The sequence below is a fragment of the Spirosoma rhododendri genome (genome assembly GCF_012849055.1).
GTDB classification, from domain to species: domain Bacteria; phylum Bacteroidota; class Bacteroidia; order Cytophagales; family Spirosomataceae; genus Spirosoma; species Spirosoma rhododendri.
The window spans coordinates 5189353-5209969 of sequence record NZ_CP051677.1; the positions used below are offsets into that span (position 1 = coordinate 5189353).

Below are 20617 nucleotides of genomic sequence, written 5' to 3' on the forward strand. Positions count from 1 at the left end.
GATGTGCTGTACTGTGGTGTATGCCACTCCGACGTGCATCAGGTCGCCAACGACTGGGGCAACACGCTGTACCCCTGCGTACCGGGCCACGAGGTAGTGGGTAAGGTGGTACAAACGGGTGTCGACGTTACGAAATTCAAAGTCGGCGATATCGTTGGTGTGGGCTGTATGGTCGATTCGTGCCAGCACTGCAACCCCTGCAAGGAAGGCGAAGAGCAGTTTTGTGAAGGGCCGGTGGGCTGGACGGCGACGTACAACGGCTACTGGAAACCCGACGGGTCGGACTTCAACACCTACGGCGGCTATTCGACCAATATCGTTGTCAAAGAGAAGTTTGTCCTCAGCATTCCCGACAATATCGACCCATCAGTGGCCGCCCCAATCCTCTGCGCGGGCATTACCACCTACTCGCCATTGAAGCACTGGGGCGTTAAACCGGGCGACCGTGTGGGCGTCATCGGCATCGGTGGGCTGGGCCACATGGCCGTGCAGATTGCGAAAGCGATGGGCGCGACGGTAACGGCGATCACGACGAAAGAAGATAAGCGGGAAGCCGCCCTGGCCCTCGGCGCGTCGGATGTGCTGATTTCGACCGATAAAGACGCAATGACCGAGCACGAAAACACCTACGAGTTTCTGCTCTGCACCATCCCCGACGAGTTCGATATCAACCCATACATCCCGCTGCTGAAGCGTCGGGGTTCTATCGTTACGGTTGGTTTGCTGGCTCCTTACGCGAAAGCTACCAACAACATGAATGTCGCTAAGAGGTCGCTGAGCGTAGGCGCATCGCTGATTGGCGGGGTAGCCGAAACACAGGAAATTCTTGATTTCTGCGCCCAACACGACATTCGTCCGGAAGTACAGATGATTCAGATGCAGGATATCAACGATGCGTATGATAAAATCAAGTCTGAGGATGTTCGCTTCCGGTACATCATCGACATGCAGTCGCTGAAGAACGAAGAGTAGTCATAGTTTTTCAACACAGAGGCACAGAGAACACAGAGTTTTATACTTTCTGTGCGCTCTGTGCCTCTGTGTTGAAGAGCTTTTTTAACAGCCTGTCAGAGCTTGTGCGGCTAGTGCTGAAACCTAATCTGTTTCGATGTCGACGCCGTGTTGTTTTGCCGCTTTCCTGATGCGGGCCTTGATTTGTTCCACTTCGCCGGGCTGGTACTTATCAGCGTTCTTTTCGTGGTTTATATATGACCATGCCGCCCGGACATGCTCCGGCGTATCGATCGGGTACTTTTTGTTAGTCGGGTCAGCAAACTGGACGTCGCCGTATTTATGCTCGCCCTCGGTCGGGCTAACGTCGTCGCGTTCGTGAATTTTTTGAGTTGCCATTGCTGTATTGGGTTTAGTTGACGTTGCGTACCGGGCATCCCGGCTTAGCCAACTTAACCAGTAGAATACCCAAAGGTTTGCCCGTCTACGACAGACTGACCATTGCCTTGATCACCCCGGCCGAAGGGTCGAGCCAGCCGGTAAACGTGGCGGCTACTTCATCAAAATCGACGCGGTGGGTGATAAACGCGTCGGCATCGACGGCCCCCGTTTTCAGCGCATTCATTACCTGTTCAAAATCAGCGCGGGTGGCGTTGCGGCTACTCATCAGGGTGGCTTCGCGCTTATGAAACTCCGGGTGGCTAATGCTGATCGTACCTTTCTGCAACCCCACCAGCACATACCGACCGCCATGCGCCAGGTACGAAAACCCCTGTTCGATAGCCCGTAGGCTCCCCGTCGCGTCGATCACAACGGTGGGCATGTCGCCCCCGGTGATCGCCCGAATCTGTTCCATTGTATCGTCGGCGCGGGCGTTTACCGTGTGGGGAATGCCCAGCCGGTCCCGGCAGAAAGCCAGCCGGTTGTCGGCCAGATCGAGGGCCGTCACGGTGGCCCCGGCCAGTTTGGCAAAGGTCATCACCCCCAGCCCGATCGGCCCCGCTCCCATCACCAGCACGTGTTCGCCGGGTTGGATGTCCGCCCGCCGAATGCCGTGCGCGCCAATCGCCAGCGGCTCCACCAGCGCCAGCTGATCGAGACTTAGCCCGTTGCCGGGCAGCAGCGCATAGGTCGGTACGGTGAGGTACTCGGTCATGCCCCCGTCGATATGCACCCCCGCCACCTGTAGCCGTTCGCAGCAGTTGGTTTTCCCCGCCCGGCAAGCCACGCAGTAGCCGCAGTGAAAGTATGGCATGATCGTCACCGTTTCGCCCACCCGGCAATCCGTATCCCCATCGACCGATATCAGTTCACCCGCCAGTTCATGACCCAGCACGCGGGGATAGCTGAAATACGGCTGCGATCCGTCGAAGGCGTGCAAATCGGTGCCGCAGATGCCGATGCGCCGAATGCGAACGAGCGCGTGGCCAGGCTGTGGGGCGGGCATAACATCGGTGCGGTAGTCGAGCTGACCGGGGGTTGTACAGACAAGGGTTTTCATGCGGCAATACTAAGTGATAACAGGCAAGGAAGCGATTTTACGACACAAACTACCCAACAGCAAAAAAGCCCCGTACTGGGGCTCCTTCGCATTTACTGGCTTATCAGGTTCTTGATTCAACCGTGAAAAAAGTCTTTCATCTTGTCGAAGAAGCCCTTTTCGTTCTTGTTCGGCTTGGGCTGGAAATTCGGCGAGTTGCGCAGTTTTTCCAGCATCGTCCGCTCGTCCGACGACAGCTGTTTGGGTGTCCAGACGTTGACGTGTACCAGCTCGTCGCCCCGGCCGTAGCCGTTCAGCTCTTTGATACCCTTTCCTTTCAGCCGCAAAATCTTGCCGCTCTGCGTACCGGGTTCGAGCGTAATCCGGGCCTTACCGTCGATAGTTGGCACTTCAACGCTGGTACCAATGGCGGCATCCACGAAGTTGACGTACAAATCAAACACGACGTTGTTGCCATCGCGCTTGAGGTCGGCATCCTCCTCTTCCTCCACAACGATCAGCAGATCACCGGCAACACCACCACGGGGCGGCACGTTGCCTTTACCACCCACCGATAGCTGAATGCCTTCGGCAACACCCGCCGGAATTTTGAGCGGAATAACATCTTCCTGCAACACGCGACCTTCGCCGAAGCAAACGTCGCAACGGTCGGTGACGAGCTTGCCTTCGCCGTTACAGGTCGGGCAAGTGCTGGTCGACACCATCTGACCGAGCATCGTGTTAACAACCTTACGGGTCTGTCCGGTACCGCTACAGGTCGAGCAGGTTTGCACGGCGGTGCCGTTTTTGGAACCGTTGCCGCCACAGGTCGTACAGGTGACGTGCCGCTTTACCTTGATCTTTTTCTCGACGCCGTTGGCAACCTCCTGCAAGTTCAGTTTCAGCTTGATACGCAGGTCAGACCCGCGCCGGACGCGCTGCCGCTGCCCACCGCCCCCTGACCGCCCCGGAAGAAGCTGCCGAACGGAGAATCGTCGCCGAACACATCGCCAAACTGGCTGAAAATATCGTCCATCGATGGCCCACCGGCACCGTAGCCACCGCTGGCCGCACCGCCCATACCGGCGTGCCCAAACTGGTCGTAACGCGCTTTTTTCTGCGGATCGTTCAGAACGTCGTAGGCTTCGGCAGCCTCTTTAAACTTTTCCTCGGCCGACGGATCGTCCGGGTTTTTATCCGGGTGAAACTGGATCGCCATCTTGCGGTACGCCTTTTTCAGGTCGTCTGCCGAGACGTTCTTATCGACCCCCAGAACTTCGTAATAGTCGCGCTTCGTTGCCATAATATTATAAAGAGTGAAAGAATGAAAGAGCGAAAGAGCGATTGCCGACATAGACAGCTTTCGCTCTTTCACTCTTTCACTCTTTCGCCATTAATTACCCACAATCACCTTGGCGAAGCGGAGAACCCGGTCGCCGAGATAGTACCCTTTTTCTACTTCGTCGATGACCTTACCCTTCAGATCGGGGCTGGGGGCCGGAAACTGCGTGATCGATTCGTGCAGATCGGCGTCGAAGGGTTCGCCTTTCACCGTCATCGGTTTCAGGCCCTTACTTTCCAGTGTTTTGGTCAGTTTGGTATAAATCAGGTCGACACCCTGCTTCACGGCGGTACCATCGTCGGTGGCGTTCATCGATTGCATGGCCCGTTCGAAATCGTCGATGACGGGCAGGAGCGACTTCATCAGCCCTTCGTTGGCGCTGTTAATCATATCCAGCTTTTCGCGGGCTGTCCGGCGACGGAAGTTCTCAAAGTCGGCGTAGAGCCGCAGGTATTTGTCTTTCAGTTCAGCCATTTCGGCCGACGTTTTGTCAGACGCGCCAGTGGTTTCAGCGGCTTCGCCACCGTTGACGGTTACGGCTTCGTCGCTGCTTAGCTCGTCGTTGGTCAGGTTGTCAGGCTGCTGTGTATTGGGGATGGACTGCTCGTCCGTTTGTTCGGGATTGGTCATGGTTGAGTATCTGTTTCGCTTCCAGAAATTCATGGAGACCAGTGTACAAAAGATCGGCCAAAATCGATACATCTGCCAATATGTCGGTACGCCGGTCAGGCGGTCAGCGCGGGGTCTCGAATTTTTGGCTGCCGGTTGGTGTTATGCCGAAAGTTCGTCCTATCGATTATGCATTCGTCCGTACAACGCCATACACAGCTGATCAAGGTCAAGGCAATCGAGCTTGGCTTCGACTTCTGTGGCGTCGCGAAGGCCGACTTTCTGGAAGAGGAAGCCCCCGGCTCGAAAGCTGGCTGAAGAACGGCATGCACGGACAGATGAACTACATGGCCAATCATTTCGACAAACGGCTCGATCCGCGTCTGCTTGTCGACGGGGCCAAGTCGGTAGTAACGGTGCTGCTCAACTACTACCCCGCCGAACCCCTTCCCCAGCAACCCGACGACTACAAGCTATCGAAGTACGCCTACGGCACCGACTACCACTTTGTGCTTAAAGACAAGCTGAAAGAGCTGATGACGTATATCGGTGACGTTATCGGCGAAGTCGGCGGACGCGCTTTTGTTGATTCGGCACCGGTCATGGACAAAGCCTGGGCGCAACGATCGGGAACGGGCTGGGTTGGCAAACACAGCAACCTGATAAACAGGCAGATCGGCTCGTTCTTTTTTATCGGCGAACTGATTCTGGACCTTGAACTGGAACCCGACGGCCCCATCACCGACTACTGCGGTACCTGCACCCGCTGCCTGGACGCCTGCCCCACCAACGCTATCGTCGGGCCCTACGTGGTCGACGGCAGCAAATGCATATCCTATTTCACGATCGAGCTGAAAGACGCTATCCCGACGGAGGTGCAGGGGCAGTTCGATAACTGGATTTTTGGCTGCGACATCTGCCAGGATGTATGCCCCTGGAACCGCTTTTCCCGCCCCACAAGACGCCCGCTTTCGATCCGCACCCTGATCTGGCGCAGTTCAGCCGCACCGATTGGGAAGAGATTACGGAGGACGTATTCCGCGAAATTTTCCGGCGATCGGCAGTTAAACGAACCAAGCTGGACGGGTTGAAGCGCAATGTGCGTTTTAGCCAGCCCGACATTACTCAAGCGCCACAATAAGTAATTATACTTACCTGCTGCCTAAATTTAATTTGCCATACGAGCTTGCTATACCAACTTTGTGCCTATTAAGTATATGAACGTAACTTCATTGACCTATCTATGCAACGTGATCGTACTAGAACGGAGCAGCGTCTACTCGACGCTGTCGAGCAGATTATTACCGAAGATGGCCTCGATCAGGTGGGTGTCAACCGAGTTTCCCGGCAATCGGGCATCACCAAAATTCTGATATACCGTTATTTCGGCGGTATGGAGGGGTTGCTCCAGGCGTATTATCTACGCAAAACAACGCCCCGGCCCCACTTCTCCTACGACGTCGAGGCCCTGAAACGTATGTCGATTGCCGAGATCATGGATACGGTCTGTGAACATACGCTGCGGGAATACCGGACTCTGCGAAATGACGGCTACATGCTGGAGTTTCTGCGGGCTGATCTGATGGGCAACGAGCTGGCAAAAAACCCGCTGACGAATGAGCGAAACGGTATGCTCCGGCAGGCTATCGATCAGATTGCGGCTGTCCTGAACGCAAAGAGCGCTCAGAATGCCCGGCCATTCACCGCCATCATCACGTGTGCCATGTCATTTCTGGTGTTTATGAGTCAGCAAAAGCGCAGTATTCTCGACATCGATTTAAGTACTGAAGAGGGCTGGAGTCAGATAGAGAACTCCATGCGCCGGATTTACAAAGGAGTCGGGATGCTGGTCGAAGCGGAATTAGCTGACCGGGCTGAAAAACCGCTTTAGGGACTGCCCCACCCGCCAGACGTCTTCGAACGAATTGTAGAGCGGAGTCGGGGCAAGCCGGATACAATCGGGTTCGCGCCAGTCGCCGATGATTCCGTCGTGGGTGAGGTGATCGAACAAGGCTTTCCCCTGCTTTCGCACGAGCAACGACAATTGGCACCCACGCTGACTAAATTCATCGGGCGTCAGTTGCTGAATAGCGTCGTACTGCGAAATGATGTAGGCTAGAAAGCCCGTCAGATGCTCGCTCTTCTGCCGCATGGCCGTCAGCCCCGCTTCGGCCGTAACACTGAGCGCAGCCCGGTGCAGCGCCAGCGCCGGGATAGGTGGCGTACTGACTTGCCAGCCGTCGGCACCGGGGGCCGGAACGAATCCGGGCGTCATCCTGAAGCGTTCGTCTTCGCGGTAGCCCCACCACCCTGCCAGCCGGGGCAGGTTTTGATCGTGGTGCTTTTCGTGAACAAACACCCCCGAAATTCCCCCGGACCGCTGTTGAGGTATTTGTACGAGCACCAGGTGGCGAAGTCGACGCCCCAGTCGTGCAGGCGCACCGGCACATTGCCAATAGCGTGAGCCAGGTCAAGCCCGATCGGAATGCAGTGCTGCTGCGCCGTTGCCGCCAGGGCAGCCATGTTATAAACCTGCCCGGTGTAGTAATTCAGGCCACTGAGCCAGATCACCGCCAGTTCGTCGGCATGCTCCGCAATAGCCCGCTGAATATCGGTCGTGTGAATCAACTGGTCATCCTGCGGAGCCACTTCAATGATTGCGTCGGCGGGCGAAAAACCCCGGTGCTTCACGTGCGTTTCAAGCGCGTACTGATCCGACGGAAAATCGCCTTTGATGGTCAGGATCTTGTATTTTGTCGCCGTAGGCTGGTAGAACGACGCCAGCAGCAGATGGATGTTCACTGTCAGCGCATTCATGGGGCATACCTCGGCGGCAGTTGCACCAACGATCTCGGCCAGTGCCTGTTTGCAGCTCTCGTGGTAGTTCAGCCAGGGTCGCCCCGCTCCTTCCCGCTCGCGTTCGTCGGCCTGTTCAAACCAGCCTTCTACGCCGAGGTTCTGCCACGTATCGAGTTCATGATTCAGCGCCTGCCGGGCGGCTTTCGGTTGCAGACCGAGCGAGTTACCACACAGGTAGATCAGGTCGCGCCCGTCGCGCTGGGGAATAAAAAAACGATCCCGGAACGGAGCCAGCGCGTCGGTCTGATCGAGGTGCCGGGCGAAGGCAAGGGTATTTTCGTACGTCATAAGGTAGCCGCAAGCTATGCATAACATGACCGTTTCCAACTGATTTTGTTTGGAACGATGTAGGTTTGCAACTCCCGGCCGTTCCACGTTTCAGTCGTTTTTCTGCCCATGACCCACCCGCTATCACGCCTTGCTTTACTGCTGCTGCCTGCCCTATCGGTCGCCTGTTCATCGGCTACGCTCCGAATCAATCAGACGGGAGCGACGAGTACCTACTGCGATCCGCCGTTGGCGTACACGTACGATGCGTCGACCCGCCCGATCGCCAATCTCGACTCCGTTCTGGCCGTCAGTCCGGCGCTCACGCAGCAGTTCTCCCGCCACGATCTGCTGATCGCTAATGCCGTTGCGATCATTCCACTGCTCCGGCAACTAACCACGCAGGTGACAACGCAGGAAGCCGACCGGCTCCGGCAGCAAATACAAACCCGGTTGCTGCTGGCCCAGACACAGGTATCCAGCGTGGCCGCTGAGCTTGATTGCGAAGGCGAACGCGCCGATCAGCTGGCTACGTACCTCGATCAGGCAGATACCAAGCGTGTTCGTCGCCTGACGATCGGCTCGGTTGTGGTCGGTGCCATTACAACCGTTGCAACGGCACTCATCGCGGGCGACAATGCCAACAAAGCGGTTGCTATCAGTGGTGGTCTGGTCAGCGCCGGGCTTGGCGGTGTGGCCGCTTTTTCGTCGGACCGGCGCATACCGTTTCAGCACGCCCGTAACCTGCTGACCGACATCTGGCTGGCAAAAGATCAGTCGACCGCTTATCCGCCGGTGGTATGGTATGTGCTTCACGAGAAAGCCTTCAGTAACAGCAGTCAGCACGTCATCGCTTACAATGTGCGGCAGCGGTGGCTCGATTATGTGTTGCCCGGCACGTCGGCCAGCGACCAGGCGTTGTACTTTGGAACGGGCGGAGCCTACCGGGCCGACGACCTCCACACGCGGGCCAATATGCTCAACCAATTGCAATCGTCGGTACGGTCAATTAACCAGGATTTGCAAAGCCTGCTGCTGAACCTGTCGAAAAGATAGCCGTGCGTTCGCGCGAATTTCAGGTTGCGGTCGGCGCTATGAACCTATTTCAGGATCCCGAAGAAAAAGCCGGAGTCAGACGATTATCAGCCCCAAATCGAACGTTATATAGGCTGATAGAGGTTAAGAGCGTATACTATTCATCAGATGGCCTTTGGAGCCGTTATTCACCCCCATGAAAAAATTTGTTCTGGCCAGCCTCGTCCTGCTGGCAACCGTGTCGGCGAAGGCGCAGATTATTAACCCGGTTCACTGGAGTTATGCCGCCAAAAAGACGAGCCCAACCGAAGCCGTTGTCTTTTTGAAAGCTACGATGGACAAAGGCTGGCACATCTATTCGCAGAACGTAAAGGAAGGCGGGCCGATCAAAACGTCGTTCACCTTCGATTCGTCACCAGCTTACGCGCTGGTCAGCAAAACGCAGGAGCCGAAACCGATCACCAAACTGGAGAAGACCTTCGATATGGAGGTGAGCTATTTCGAGAATTCGGTGATTTTCCAGCAAAAGGTCAAGCTGAAAGGCAACGGACCCGTTACGGTAAAGGGCAAACTGGAATACATGAGTTGTAACGACCACAAGTGTTTGCCGCCCGATGAAGTTGCGTTCAGTATCCCCGTAAAATAAGTCATTACCACTATGCATTACCCTCGGATACTAGCCGGGAGCCGGGCGTGGCTGGCGCTTCTCTGGCTGGTTATCAGCCTGTTTGCCGCAGTGCCACTTCTGGCGCAGGATACCGTTTCGACGGCCGATATCGAGTTTACGCCCGTTGAGCAGACGCCCGCCGTTGCACCCACCAGCAGTACCGTCGTTACTCCGCAGGCTGCAACCATCGACACGGCAGCGAGTACCGTTGCTCCCGCCGACGTGCCAACCGTCGGGGCAACGCCTGAACCGGTGAAAGATTCGCTGTGGGTAACGTTTCTAGCCGGGCTAGTCGGTGGCTTCGCGGCTATTTTCATGCCCTGTATTTTTCCGCTGTTGCCCATGACCATTAGCTTCTTCACCAAGCAGTCGGGCACACGGGCGAAGGGCATTCGCAACGCGCTGCTGTACGGCGCGTCGATCATTGTCATTTACGTGGCGCTGGGCCTGTTGATTACGGTAATTTTCGGTGCCGATGCGCTGAACGACCTGTCGACCAACGGTATTTTCAACTTTGCCTTTTTCCTGCTGCTGGTCGTCTTTGCCGCGTCGTTTTTCGGCGCGTTTGAACTCATGCTCCCGACAAGCTGGGCCAACAAAATGGACGCTAAAGCCGATCAGGGCGGTCTGATAGGCATTTTCTTCATGGCCGCCACGCTGGCGCTGGTGAGTTTCTCCTGTACCGGCCCAATCATCGGTACGCTGCTCGTTCAGGCGGCTTCGATGGGCGAACTACTCGGTCCGGCAATTGGCATGTTTGGCTTCGCGCTGGCCCTGGCGCTGCCGTTCACGCTGTTTTCGCTGTTCCCCTCCTGGATGACGTCACTGCCGAAGTCGGGTAGCTGGCTCAACTCGGTGAAAGTGGTACTGGGCTTTCTGGAGCTGGCACTGGCCCTGAAATTCCTCTCCAACGTCGACCTGGCCTACCACTGGGAATGGTTCGACCGGGAGGTGTTCATCGTGCTTTGGGTCATTATCTTCGGCATGCTGGGCTTTTACCTGCTGGGTAAACTGCGCTTCTCGCACGATAGTGAGCTGACCAGTATTTCGGTGCCCCGGCTGTTTCTATCAATCGTTTCGCTGGCCTTTGCGCTCTACCTGATTCCGGGTCTCTGGGGCGCTCCACTGCAATCGGTTTCGGCCTTTCTACCCCCCCAGCAAACGCAGGATTTTGATCTATACACCCGGTCGCTGCTCGCTGCGCCGGTCGCTGAAACGGGCACTACGCCAGCCAAGAAGTATGGTGATCTGTTTGAAGCTCCGCTGGGCCTGAACGCTTTTTTCGATTACGACGAAGGGATGGCTTACGCCAAGAAAATGAACAAGCCGGTTATGATCGACTTTACGGGTCATGCCTGCGTCAACTGCCGGAAGATGGAAATGGCCGTATGGCCCAAGCCAGACGTGCTGAAACGCCTGCGCGATGACTACGTATTGATTCAGCTGTATGTCGACGACAAAACTGAACTGCCCGCCACTGAGCAGCGTGTGTCGAGCTACAGTGGCAAAACGATCAAAACGATTGGCAATCAGTGGAGCGATCTACAGGCCAGCCGATTCAACACCAATTCGCAGCCTTACTACGTGCTGCTTGGCAACGACGGCAAGGAACTGGTGCAGCCGCAAGGGGCCGATTACGAGCCGGATGACTTCATCAAATTCCTCGACAACGGCCTGAAAGCGTATTAGCATTTCCCAGACCTGACATCACACGCGCTACAAATAAGAAAGCGGCTGGTTCGGAAGAACCAGCCGCTTTCTTATTTGTGCTGTACAACTTTATTGATGGCTCATTTCGCTGTCTTTTTTGCAGCAGCTGGGTAGTTTGTTGTAGCCTGCTTCATCAGCCACTACGTCCTCGGCATCGTACCCCGTTTTGCTGATGTTAGCCTTTAGTTTGGCTACGTCGGTTTTCGCGGGGTTGTATTTGATCGTGACGACTTTCGATTTCACATCGAGACTCGCTTCTTTGACGCCTTTCTCAAACGCCAGATTCCGCTCGATACGCGCTTTGCACATACCGCATACGGCCGACGTTTTGATCTTTACTTCTTTGTCTTTGTCGTCGCGGGGGCCGGCAAACGTGATGCTGAACAACATCAGCGATGTAAGAACGGTCAGAAACAGGTTACGAATCATTGGACAGTAAGTTTAACGGTTAAAGTTCAATGTTTAACATTCATATTGATGGCAGGCCAAGCCTTGCCTGATATACGTTAAACGCAATTTTTATATCAATGGTGCATTCCATTCATGGAGCGGCCGTTCATTTTGTGCATGCCCCGCATCGACGCCATCGTCATCAGGCTCGGCGATAGACGCAGGTAAATTTCGCCGGAAACGGGCATTTTTCCGTATACCGACTGCAACAATTGATCCGGCATACTCAGCGTCGTCTGCGCCCCCAACACCAGGTCGGTATTTTTGTATTGCACGATGCGGTAGTTCATACCCAGCGTCAGGCTGTTGATGGTTAGCACAGGATTGCTGCGGAAAGCATCGGGCGTCGGCGAATTGCCAACTCCTAGCAGCACCAGCTCTTCCGCCGATTTACCGACGTTTTCATAGCGGCCAAAGAAATTGACTTTATTCAGTTGCAGGCTGCTTTCCGCCAGAAACGAGTTCTCCGGCCGACCGGATGTGTGGGCTTCGCCGGGGTGTCCGTTCAGCCCGAAAACGAAGGCTGAGGTGATATAGCTCTGCGGACCCAGCCCTTTGCTGTGCAGCACAGACGCCGTCGTACGGAACACGTCTTCATCGCCGTGCAATACTTCCGGGCTTTTGATGAATCCCTGCGAAAACTGAAACGCCAGCGACGGCGACGGATTAACCGACAGGCGGTACGAGTAACTATCGAAGCGGGGCCGATCGAAATTGTAGCGGTTCTCATCGGGTTCACGCCCCTTGAACGTCGACGCTTCGAGCTTCGCCCATTTGTAACGGAAACCTACCGTCGCGACGCCGAATGTGATGTGCGTGGCATCCTGCCAGTGGTGGCTCAGCGGAGCGTCGGATATGCCGAAAGCTGAAATGCGGTGCATAAATACGGGCGGGCCAATGGTGGGTTCGCCGGGGTAGCCCAGGTAGCCGTACAGGTCCATATCGCGGTTAAACGAATGACTGTAGCTAACCGACAGTTCCGATACGATATCGTGTGGGTGCTGCTTATCAATCAGGGGCCGCCCTTCGTAGCTTTCCCCGGTTTGAAACAACAGCGGATACCCCCGTTCCCGACCGTCAGCGCGTCGAACGAGAACATAGCCCGCGCCTGAAACAAGCCCTTCCGACCCACTTTGCGCTGCGCCATCCCCATAAACCAGTTGGGTGCGCCGAACTGCTTCGCCCGTCCACGACCATCGGGGTTGTTGCTGTTCTGCCCCGTGTAGCGTAGGTAGATCGCGTAGTGCATCATATACGACCAGCCTTTCGGTGTGGTTGGCGTCATATAGGCATACATCGGTGTGTTGTCGGGGTGCCACGACGTTCCCGACCCGTTGCGGTTCATCGGCAGATTCCGGGACAGCGAATGGGTCATGCCCGGCATGGATTTGCCCATCGTCGTGTCCATCGTCAGGCCGTGGTTAGCACCATGCATATTCATGCCCGGCATGGATTCGCCTGGCATAGTGGTGTCTTTAGCCATGCTCATGTTCATCCCGGCATGGTGGTCGTGCTGGGCCTGAGCGAACGGGGCTACGGCTAGTAAGAGGAGAATTGAGAAAACGTTTTTCATAGGTTGTATTTGTAAATTACCCTCACCCCCCACCCCTCTCCCAAAACGGGAGAGGGGCTTCTCTCAGATGGAAAGTGAGGACGGATGCGGGACGGGTGATCGGAGATTCCACCTAACCACCGAAAACTGTAAACCGTAAACCTGTTTTATGCTGCCATCGCGCGGCACTCTTCGGCACACTTGCGACAGGCTTCGGCGCAGGCTTTGCAGTGGGCCACGTGATCGGCGTGTTTTTCGCACTCGGCCGCGCACGCTTCACAAGCTTCGGCGCAGACGGTCATATACGACTTCATAAACTGCGAACCACGGGCTTCCAGTCGGCCACAGAGCGTGCAGATGTCAGCACAGTCGCGGCAGAGTTTGATGCAGGCGGTCAGGTCGTGGCCTTTGCTGTCTTCCTCGCCCATTTCGAGCAGAGCTGTCACGCAGCGCTCGCAGGTTTCAGCGCAATCAAAGCAAGTGTCGGTGTGGGTGTGTTCGTGTTGCATAGCTTCCATGCTGTCAGGTAGTTTTAATGACCAACGTTGATCTGTTAAAATAACCCGCTACAACGAATTCCGTTTTTACAGAATTCCGGGACGTTATCAACTGGACCATGTAGCTTGGACCGGCCAACGCGTGGGTCTAGGTCTGGTGGACGCTCCAAGGCAACCATTCAGGGCGGTGGCATTTTGGCTACTTCGCGACCGTCCACACCTAGAAGGCGCAGACGACAAACTGTAGCTTGGACGTCCACGTCCGAGTGGGCGCGATAGCGACCAAGCAGCTGCCGCCTGCGTAGTTGCCCTGACGGGCACCCGGACGTGGACGTCCAGGCTACATTTACTGGGCTACAGCGTATCGAGGCTGCGTCGGTTGACCTGCGCGGCTTTGCGGAATTGGCCCGGCGTTTGGCCGACGACCTGCCGGAACTGGTTCGACAGGTGCTGCACGCTGCTGTAGCCTAACCGCCATGCCATTTCGCTCAGCGTCAGTTCGCCGTACCGCAGCCATTCCTTTACTTTCTCGATCTTCAGCGCGATCACGTATTTCTCGACGTTCTGCCCTTCGCTGGCGGAGAACAGACTGCTCAGGTACGAGTATTCGTAGCCCAGCTTACGCTCCAGAAAGGTCGAGATGTTTTCGGTCGGCAGGCGTTCGCCTTTGAGATGCTGAATTTCGTTGATGAGCAAGACTTTCGTATGCTCCACCAGCGACTGCCGCCGGTCGTCGACAAGGTCGAATTCATTATCCTGCAATACACGCCGGATATCGTCCATCGTTACAGACGGGGGCAGTTCGCCGATCTCGACTTCGCCCAGTTCGACCCGGCCCACTGTCAGGCCCATCGCTTCAAGTTCGTCGCGTACGACCCGTTTGCAGCGGTTGCACACCATGTTTCGGATTGTCAGCGTGGTCATCAGCGTTGGGGTTTGAAGCGGAAGCCGACGTACACCATAGCCCCCGTGATGGGTCCCCACACGCGCGAACCAGCATCGAAACTGGTGCTGAACGGGTCGTTGGGGCTTATTATTGGGTCGGTTTGCCGGAAGCCGGTTAGGTTTTCACCGCCCAGATACAGCTCAAACCCGCTACGAAACGCCCGGCTGACCTGCGCGTACAACGTCGCGAAACCGGGCGAATAGGCCGTAGGCATATTTTCGTAGCTGGTGTGGACATAACCTTCGCGTAGGTACGGAATCCGGCGGGGACCGTTCCATTGCAGCGTCGCGTCGAACTTCCATTTGTCGAACGGCAGTGCATAGCCGGCATTCAGCAGCACCCGGTCGCGCGATACCATCATCTTGGGCAGCAGCCGCGACTCGCCGAACGGTCCGCCCATCGTCTGCTGCACGTCGAACAACCGGTACGCCAACTTGACATCGAACCGGCGGGCGGGCTGTATGTTTAGTTCGGCCTGAAAACTGTTGGCGTATGACTGCCCACCCCGCCCCTGACTACTCAGGTTGTAGAAGTAAATTTCGCGGGGATGATCGACATCAACGATCAGCTGATTCTCAAACGTCGTGCGGTGAAAGTCGGCCACGAACGATGATTTCATACCCAGCAGCTGAAAATCCTGACTCAGGCTCAGGCCGTAGTTCCACGAGATTTCGGGTTGCAGCGTCGCGTCGTTGATGATGGCGCGCGAACTGACGAAGTAGCCGAAGTTCTCGATCAGCAGGTTCGGCACTCGAAAGCCCCTTCCCCCCGACGCCCGCAACGTCAGGTGGTCGTTGAGGTTGTATTTGAGGTGGGCGCGGGGTGTTAGCTGCGCGCCGAACAGGTTGTGGTAATCGAATCGGCCGCCCAGCACCAGCGTCAGCTTATCCGAGTCGGTGTAGGTGTATTCGGCAAACACGCCCGGCACCGACTCAGTCCGGCTCATCTGAATCGGGGCCAGCGACTCGCGGTAATCATCGAGCAGGTAACTCAGCCCCGCTTTGTAGGTGTGGTTGGTGTTGCCAATGATGTTCTGGTAAATCAGGTTGGCGTAGAACGTGCGCTGCTGCCCCGAATATGGCCGGAAACCGAAGTTAGCCGTTTGGTCGTGGGTCAGTCCGTTTAGAATCAGGCCCAGCCCTTTGTACGGCTTGTCGGGGAACAGAATGGCCGTTTTTGAGAAGAATTCGAGCCGTTTGGTCGTGTTGCCGAAGTCGTAACGCGTCGGGCCGTACCGCGATAGCTGGCCCCCATCGCGGTCGTCGTACAGGGCTTTCACGCCAAACTGCGCCATAAACCGGTCGCTACTATACTTGTAGCGGTTGATCGCGTTGAGCTGGGTGTAAAGCGGCAGATCGCGGAAGCCGTCCCCGTTCTGATCGAGTTCCGCCCGCTGCGTGCTGGCGTGGCCCAGCACCCCGACACTCCACTTCTTGTTAATCGGCTGCGACCAGTTAACGTTTCCTTCAAAGCGCCCGAAGCTGTTGGCGTAACCGTTGAGAAACAGGCGATCGGGCGAGTCGGGCTTTTGCAGTTCGATGTTCATCTGCCCGCTCATGCTCTCGTAGCCGTTTACCACCGACCCCGCCCCCTTACCAACGTCGATGCTCGTGATCCAGGTGCCGGGAATGTAGTTCAGCCCAAAGGTCGTCGCCAGTCCGCGAATGGTCGGAATATTCTCGACGTTGGTTTGCACATACTGCCCGCCCAGCCCCAGAAACTGAATCTGCTTGGCCCCCGTCACGGCATCGGCAAACGACACGCTCACCGACGCATTCGTCTCGAAACTCTCCGACAGGTTGCAGCAGGCGGCTTTGGCGAGGGTTCGCTGCGTAATAAGCTCGGTCTGAATGGGGTTGATCCGGTCGACCTGCCCCGGCGACCCCGAAACGGTTACGGCTGCCAGTGTCCGTTCCGCCCGCAGCGTTGCCGTTATGGGCCTTGTTGGGTCGGCAATCGTTAATGTATCGGCTTGGTAACCAACGTAGCTGATAGCCAGCCGCCGAACCGAATCGACCACCGGCAGGGCAAACCGCCCCAGCGAGTCCGTCGCTGCCCCAACCGTCGTGCCGAGCCAGTAGACGTTAGCCCCGACGAGCGGTACGCGTTTAGTATCGACCGTTTCGCCAACTGTGCCGCGTAGCATCACGACCGTTCGCAGCGTGTCGGTGTGTTGATTTGATTGATTGGAAAGTGTATCGGACTGCGCCAGAACCGGCAGGGACACCGCCAGCATCAGCCCCAGAAAAAGATAGTGCATGAAGAATCAAATTGGTAAACGAAACAGAAGAGCGGCTGCATCGCGGGAATACAGGCCGGACTTGACGAATCGAACCAATCAGATCAGCAGGGTCTGCACGAACGTGAGGATATCACGCCCGGAGAGGGCAACCGGTGGGGAATGAAACGCACTGGCGAGGGCGCTTTGCTGGTCGAAAAGCCAGCCCAGCAGGTGCCTGACGAGCGCAACGGCACCCGTCACAACCGCTTCGGCAACGACCTTAACGAAGTGCGCGATCAGCTGACTCAGCGACGATGACGTTTCGACGTTGTCATACGACAAGTCATCGTCGCAGCAGTCGGTTTTTTTGACCATCGTCTGGCCGGTCGGTGCAGCCTGGGCATCGCTGGCGCAGGCTTTTGCGGGTGTCTGTGCGCTGAACGCAACGACGACCGTCTTTTTCTTGCCGCGCATCTGACACGTATGCTCAACCAGGCCAAAGCCGGTACTGCTCAGCAGCACGACGCAGGCCATCAGGACGTTGAACAATTGAAAAAGAGCGCGTTTCATAGACAGATCAAAAGTAGAATTACCTGTCAAGATTTGCAACTAGTACGCATAAAAGCTCGAAATCCTGTACGACAAAACCGGTATCGTGTTAGTTTTCCCGACCAAACCCGTCACCGTTATGTATACGCTTGCTCAGGCCACCGTTCAGCTTCGTCAACAGATCAGTCAGTTTACTACGCTGTCCGACGAAGAATGGAATCGGCTGGTGCCGCACCTGACGCTCGTGACCCTGAAAAAGCAGCAACCATTCGCCCAACAGGGCATCGTAGCCGACCGGATCGGGATGGTACTCGACGGGGCACTACGGCAATTCTACACAAAAGACGGCGAGGAGCGAACGACGTATTTCTTCTTTGAACACCAGCTTACCGGGGCCTACATGAGCTGCGTAACGGGCCATCCTTCGCCGGTCACCATCGAAGCCCTCACCCCTACCACCTGCATCAGCTTTCCCTACGCCGTGCTGCATAGTCTATTCGACACGTGCAGCGGCTGGCAACGATTCGGGCGGTTGTTGGCCGAGTACCTGATGGTCGCGCTGGAAGAACGGATGGCGGGCCTGCTGTTGCTCAGCCCCGAAGAGCGGTACCTGGCCCTGCTGGAAGGGCCACACAGAGAACTGCTTCGGCGCGTGCCACAACACTACATCGCCAACTACCTGGGTATTACGCCGGTCAGCATGAGCCGTATCCGCAACCGCATCCGGCCGCGGTAAGCGCATTCCTTATCTTTTGTTATCGTTTCGGCACCCGGCCCGGCGGCACCTTTGTCACATCAATCACAAGCCAAACCGATACCGTCATGCATACGATCTTAGGAGCCGGTGGACACGCATCCGGCGCACTGACCCGCGAATTAATCAACGCCAAACTACCCGTTCGGCTCATCAGCCGCCGACCCATTACCACCGACGCGCCCAACGTAAGCTGGCAACCCGCCGACCTGCTCAACTACGACGAACTAGCACGGGCCACGAAGGGCGCTACCGTGCTGTACCTCTGCCCCGGCCTGCCCTACGACAGCAATGTCTGGCGGCAGCAGTGGCCAACCATCGTTCGCAACGCCATCGATGTCGCCAAAGCCAATCAGGCCCGGCTGATTTTTCTGGACAATGTGTACATGTACGGACTGGTCGACGGGCCGATGACCGAAACGACGCCCTACAATCCGATGAGTCCCAAAGGCGAGGTGCAGGCCCAGACAGCGACGACGCTAATGGACGAGGTCAGGGCCGGAAACCTGCGGGCTAGCATTGCGCGCTGCCCGGACTTTTACGGCAGCGGTGCCAGCAGTTTCTACGACTCCACCGTTCTCGACAAGTTTGCCAACGGGCAGCGGGCGCAGTGGCTCGGCCGGGTCGATAAGCGGCACAGCTATCTCTACCTGCCCGACATCGGCAAAGCGATGTATTTGCTGGGGCAGCAGCCGGACAGCGACAACCAGATCTGGCACCTGCCCACCGCCCCCGCGCTGACCGGACGCGAGTACATCAGCCTGGCCGCCGACGTGTTTGGCGTACCCGACCGCTACCTGACCGTGTCCAAAACCGTGACGCAGCTACTGGGTCTGTTTATGCCATTCATGAAAAACGTAGCGGAGGTATTTTACCAGTACGACCGCGATTACGTATTCAACTCCGACAAATTTGAGCGGGCGTTCGGTATGCAGCCAACCAGCTACCGCGAAGGAGTTACGGCCATTGCCAACCGCTTGCGTCAACCGGCGACAGTTCCCGACAAATCCTTGTCGCTGGTAGCCAGCTAGCACCCGTCTAACCTTCAACCAACACAAGCCGTTTGTAGCAGCACGACCCCGATCCGACAACGGGCGGGGCCGCGCTGCATGAAGAAAACAATCATCTACTGGTTTCGCAACGACCTGCGCCTGCACGACAACGAAGGGCTGTACCGCGCCTACGAAGACGCCGACATCGTTCTGCCCGTTTTCGTATTCGACCCCAAATCCGTTGCCCCGCTTCCCGACATCGACGTACCCAAAGCCGGTCCACACCGCGTCCGGTTTCTGCTCGAATCGCTGCATGATCTGCGCGAATCGCTCCGCAAACGGGGTAGCGACTTGCTGATTCGGATCGGCGATCCGGTCGAAGAGATTGCGAAACTGGCGCAGGAGCAGCAGGCAACGGCCGTCTACGCCGGTCAGGAAGCCACCACCGAAGAAATCGACCTGGAGCAGCAACTCGACAAGCGGCTCAAATCGGACGGCGTCGACCTGCGGCTGTTCTGGATGTTGTCGCTGTATCACATCGATGATCTGCCGTTCGACGTTTCCGAACTACCCGACGCCTACCGTGACTTTCGGAAAGGCTGTGAAAAAGAAGCCCACGTCCGGCAGGCGTTACCCGAACCAACCATCAGCCCCCTGCCGACAGATGTGACGGTGGGAAAGCTACCGACCTTTGCCAGTCTGGGCATGACAAAACCCAGCATCGACAAGCGGGCGGCTATCCAGTTTACCGGTGGCGAAACGGAAGCACTGGCGCGGCTGAACGACTATTTCTGGACCCGCGATCAGTTGCGCAATTACAAGTACACCCGCAATCAGTTACTGGGCGAAGATTATTCAAGCAAGTTTTCAGCCTGGCTGGCCAACGGCTGTCTGTCGCCCCGGCACGTGTACTGGGAAGTGAAACGCTACGAGCAGGAACGCAAAAAGAACGTGTCGACCTATTGGCTCGTGTTCGAGCTGATCTGGCGGGATTACTTCCGGTTTCAGGCAGCTAAGCAGGGTGCGCTACTATTCCAAGCAAAAGGTCCGCGCAAGGTATCTACGGAAGGCTGGGTAAAAGATAAGGACCTGTTTGCAAAATGGGCCGCCGGGCAAACGGGCATCCCCTTCGTGGACGCGGCCATGCGCGAACTCAACGCGACAGGCTACCTATCCAACCGCGCCCGACAGAACGTCGCCAGCCTGCTCATCACCCGCGACGGCAAACCCGACCTGAGCGTGTGGTGGCCGTGGGGGGCCGCGTACATGGAAAGCCGGCTCATCGACTATGACCCGGCTAGCAACTGGGGCAACTGGAATCTGGTCGCCAAAGTGGGGGCTGACCCGCGCAACGACCGGTATTTCAACATCTACACCCAGGCGACGAAGTACGACGCGAAGGGCGAGTACGTCAGGCTGTGGTGCCCCGAGCTGGCGGCTGTCCCAGCCGATAAACTGCAACTCCTTTCGCTCAACAATCCCGACGAACTGGCGGAATGGGGCGTTACGCTGGGCCGGAACTACCCCGAACCGCTGGTCGATCCGCAAAAATGGACGCGTCGGAAGGCGAAAACTGCCAAGCAATGACAGCCCATCCCGCAGTCTGAAACGACATAGATGACAAGAGAACTTATACGCGTGCGGCTCAGTTACTAATTAGGAAATCACCCCCCAGCTTCTTTCGTATCCGGCACCTGTTTCAGGCAAACAGGCTTGTTCCGATTTGCTACCGATTG

20 protein-coding genes and 2 pseudogenes are annotated in these 20617 nt (G+C 56.7%); 9 read left to right on the forward strand and 13 right to left on the reverse strand.

Annotated features, from left to right (window positions below; genetic code table 11):
- Positions 1-3: 3 nt before the first annotated feature.
- Complete coding sequence (locus HH216_RS21605; RefSeq protein WP_269808122.1) at positions 4-972, forward strand: NAD(P)-dependent alcohol dehydrogenase; 969 nt, start codon at positions 4-6, stop codon at positions 970-972.
- 123 nt (positions 973-1095) lie between these two features.
- Here the strand turns inward: HH216_RS21605 and HH216_RS21610 are convergent, their stop codons facing one another.
- The 4 genes and pseudogenes from HH216_RS21610 to HH216_RS21625 all read right to left on the reverse strand — a co-directional run bounded on the left by HH216_RS21610 (position 1096) and on the right by HH216_RS21625 (position 4403).
- Positions 1096-1350, reverse strand: a complete 255-nt coding sequence (locus HH216_RS21610) for a DUF6582 domain-containing protein (RefSeq protein ID WP_169552748.1) — start codon at positions 1348-1350, stop codon at positions 1096-1098.
- A gap of 85 nt (positions 1351-1435) precedes the next feature.
- On the reverse strand, positions 1436-2452 hold the full coding sequence (locus HH216_RS21615; RefSeq protein ID WP_169552749.1) for a zinc-binding alcohol dehydrogenase family protein: 1017 nt from the start codon (positions 2450-2452) through the stop codon (positions 1436-1438).
- A 116-nt stretch (positions 2453-2568) separates the two neighbouring features.
- Positions 2569-3734 (reverse strand): annotated as a pseudogene (gene dnaJ, locus HH216_RS21620) (molecular chaperone DnaJ).
- A 90-nt stretch (positions 3735-3824) separates the two neighbouring features.
- Positions 3825-4403: a nucleotide exchange factor GrpE gene (locus HH216_RS21625; RefSeq protein ID WP_169552750.1), complete on the reverse strand. Its 579-nt coding sequence runs from the start codon at positions 4401-4403 to the stop codon at positions 3825-3827.
- A gap of 168 nt (positions 4404-4571) precedes the next feature.
- On the opposite strand from HH216_RS21625, the pseudogene queG reads away from it, so the two are divergent.
- Positions 4572-5523: pseudogene (queG, locus tag HH216_RS21630) on the forward strand (tRNA epoxyqueuosine(34) reductase QueG).
- Between the two features lie 102 nt (positions 5524-5625).
- Complete coding sequence (locus tag HH216_RS21635; RefSeq protein ID WP_169552751.1) at positions 5626-6273, forward strand: TetR/AcrR family transcriptional regulator; 648 nt, start codon at positions 5626-5628, stop codon at positions 6271-6273.
- Here the strand turns inward: HH216_RS21635 and HH216_RS26300 are convergent.
- Together HH216_RS26300 and kynU are read right to left on the reverse strand one after the other, a co-directional pair.
- Positions 6244-6657, reverse strand: a complete 414-nt coding sequence (locus HH216_RS26300; protein WP_254448559.1) for a kynureninase/PvdN C-terminal domain-containing protein — start codon at positions 6655-6657, stop codon at positions 6244-6246. The two genes, HH216_RS21635 and HH216_RS26300, sit on opposite strands and share 30 nt — an antisense overlap.
- Positions 6654-7529: a kynureninase gene (gene kynU, locus HH216_RS21640; RefSeq protein ID WP_254448560.1), complete on the reverse strand. Its 876-nt coding sequence runs from the start codon at positions 7527-7529 to the stop codon at positions 6654-6656. Before kynU ends, HH216_RS26300 begins: the two co-directional genes overlap by 4 nt.
- Before the next feature lie 108 nt (positions 7530-7637).
- Between kynU and HH216_RS21645 the strand changes: the two genes are divergently transcribed.
- From HH216_RS21645 to HH216_RS21655, 3 genes are all read left to right on the forward strand, one after another.
- Positions 7638-8564, forward strand: coding sequence for a hypothetical protein (locus HH216_RS21645; RefSeq protein WP_254448561.1), 927 nt, complete (start codon positions 7638-7640; stop codon positions 8562-8564).
- A 175-nt stretch (positions 8565-8739) separates the two neighbouring features.
- Entirely contained in the window at positions 8740-9189 is a 450-nt protein-coding gene (locus HH216_RS21650; RefSeq protein ID WP_169552752.1) for a protein-disulfide reductase DsbD domain-containing protein, read from the forward strand.
- A 12-nt stretch (positions 9190-9201) separates the two neighbouring features.
- A complete protein-coding gene (locus tag HH216_RS21655) occupies positions 9202-10899 on the forward strand; it encodes a protein-disulfide reductase DsbD family protein (protein ID WP_169552753.1) in 1698 nt (565 codons plus the stop codon).
- Between the two features lie 90 nt (positions 10900-10989).
- On the opposite strand, the gene HH216_RS21660 is transcribed toward HH216_RS21655, so the two are convergent.
- The 7 genes from HH216_RS21660 to HH216_RS21685 all read right to left on the reverse strand — a co-directional run bounded on the left by HH216_RS21660 (position 10990) and on the right by HH216_RS21685 (position 17156).
- Complete coding sequence (locus HH216_RS21660; protein WP_169552754.1) at positions 10990-11349, reverse strand: heavy-metal-associated domain-containing protein; 360 nt, start codon at positions 11347-11349, stop codon at positions 10990-10992.
- A 95-nt stretch (positions 11350-11444) separates the two neighbouring features.
- Complete coding sequence (locus tag HH216_RS21665; RefSeq protein ID WP_254448562.1) at positions 11445-12422, reverse strand: hypothetical protein; 978 nt, start codon at positions 12420-12422, stop codon at positions 11445-11447.
- The gene (locus HH216_RS26305) at positions 12383-12943 is read right to left on the reverse strand and encodes a hypothetical protein (protein ID WP_254448563.1); all 561 of its coding nucleotides are present in this window, start codon (positions 12941-12943) and stop codon (positions 12383-12385) included. Before HH216_RS26305 ends, HH216_RS21665 begins: the two co-directional genes overlap by 40 nt.
- A gap of 146 nt (positions 12944-13089) precedes the next feature.
- Positions 13090-13440 carry a four-helix bundle copper-binding protein gene (locus tag HH216_RS21670; RefSeq protein WP_169552755.1) on the reverse strand — a complete coding sequence of 117 codons (351 nt, stop codon included), beginning with the start codon at positions 13438-13440 and terminating at the stop codon, positions 13090-13092.
- Positions 13441-13773: 333 nt separating this feature from the next.
- On the reverse strand, positions 13774-14343 hold the full coding sequence (locus HH216_RS21675) for a helix-turn-helix domain-containing protein (protein ID WP_169552756.1): 570 nt from the start codon (positions 14341-14343) through the stop codon (positions 13774-13776).
- Entirely contained in the window at positions 14343-16625 is a 2283-nt protein-coding gene (locus HH216_RS21680) for a TonB-dependent receptor (protein ID WP_169552757.1), read from the reverse strand. Before HH216_RS21680 ends, HH216_RS21675 begins: the two co-directional genes overlap by 1 nt.
- A 78-nt stretch (positions 16626-16703) precedes the next feature.
- Positions 16704-17156: an HYC_CC_PP family protein gene (locus HH216_RS21685; protein ID WP_169552758.1), complete on the reverse strand. Its 453-nt coding sequence runs from the start codon at positions 17154-17156 to the stop codon at positions 16704-16706.
- A gap of 118 nt (positions 17157-17274) precedes the next feature.
- Between HH216_RS21685 and HH216_RS21690 the strand changes: the two genes are divergently transcribed.
- The 3 genes from HH216_RS21690 to HH216_RS21700 all read left to right on the forward strand — a co-directional run bounded on the left by HH216_RS21690 (position 17275) and on the right by HH216_RS21700 (position 20468).
- Positions 17275-17871, forward strand: a complete 597-nt coding sequence (locus tag HH216_RS21690; RefSeq protein ID WP_169552759.1) for a Crp/Fnr family transcriptional regulator — start codon at positions 17275-17277, stop codon at positions 17869-17871.
- Between the two features lie 86 nt (positions 17872-17957).
- Positions 17958-18920 carry an NAD-dependent epimerase/dehydratase family protein gene (locus HH216_RS21695; protein WP_169552760.1) on the forward strand — a complete coding sequence of 321 codons (963 nt, stop codon included), beginning with the start codon at positions 17958-17960 and terminating at the stop codon, positions 18918-18920.
- Between the two features lie 78 nt (positions 18921-18998).
- The gene (locus HH216_RS21700) at positions 18999-20468 is read left to right on the forward strand and encodes a DASH family cryptochrome (RefSeq protein ID WP_169552761.1); all 1470 of its coding nucleotides are present in this window, start codon (positions 18999-19001) and stop codon (positions 20466-20468) included.
- Positions 20469-20617: the final 149 nt, after the last annotated feature.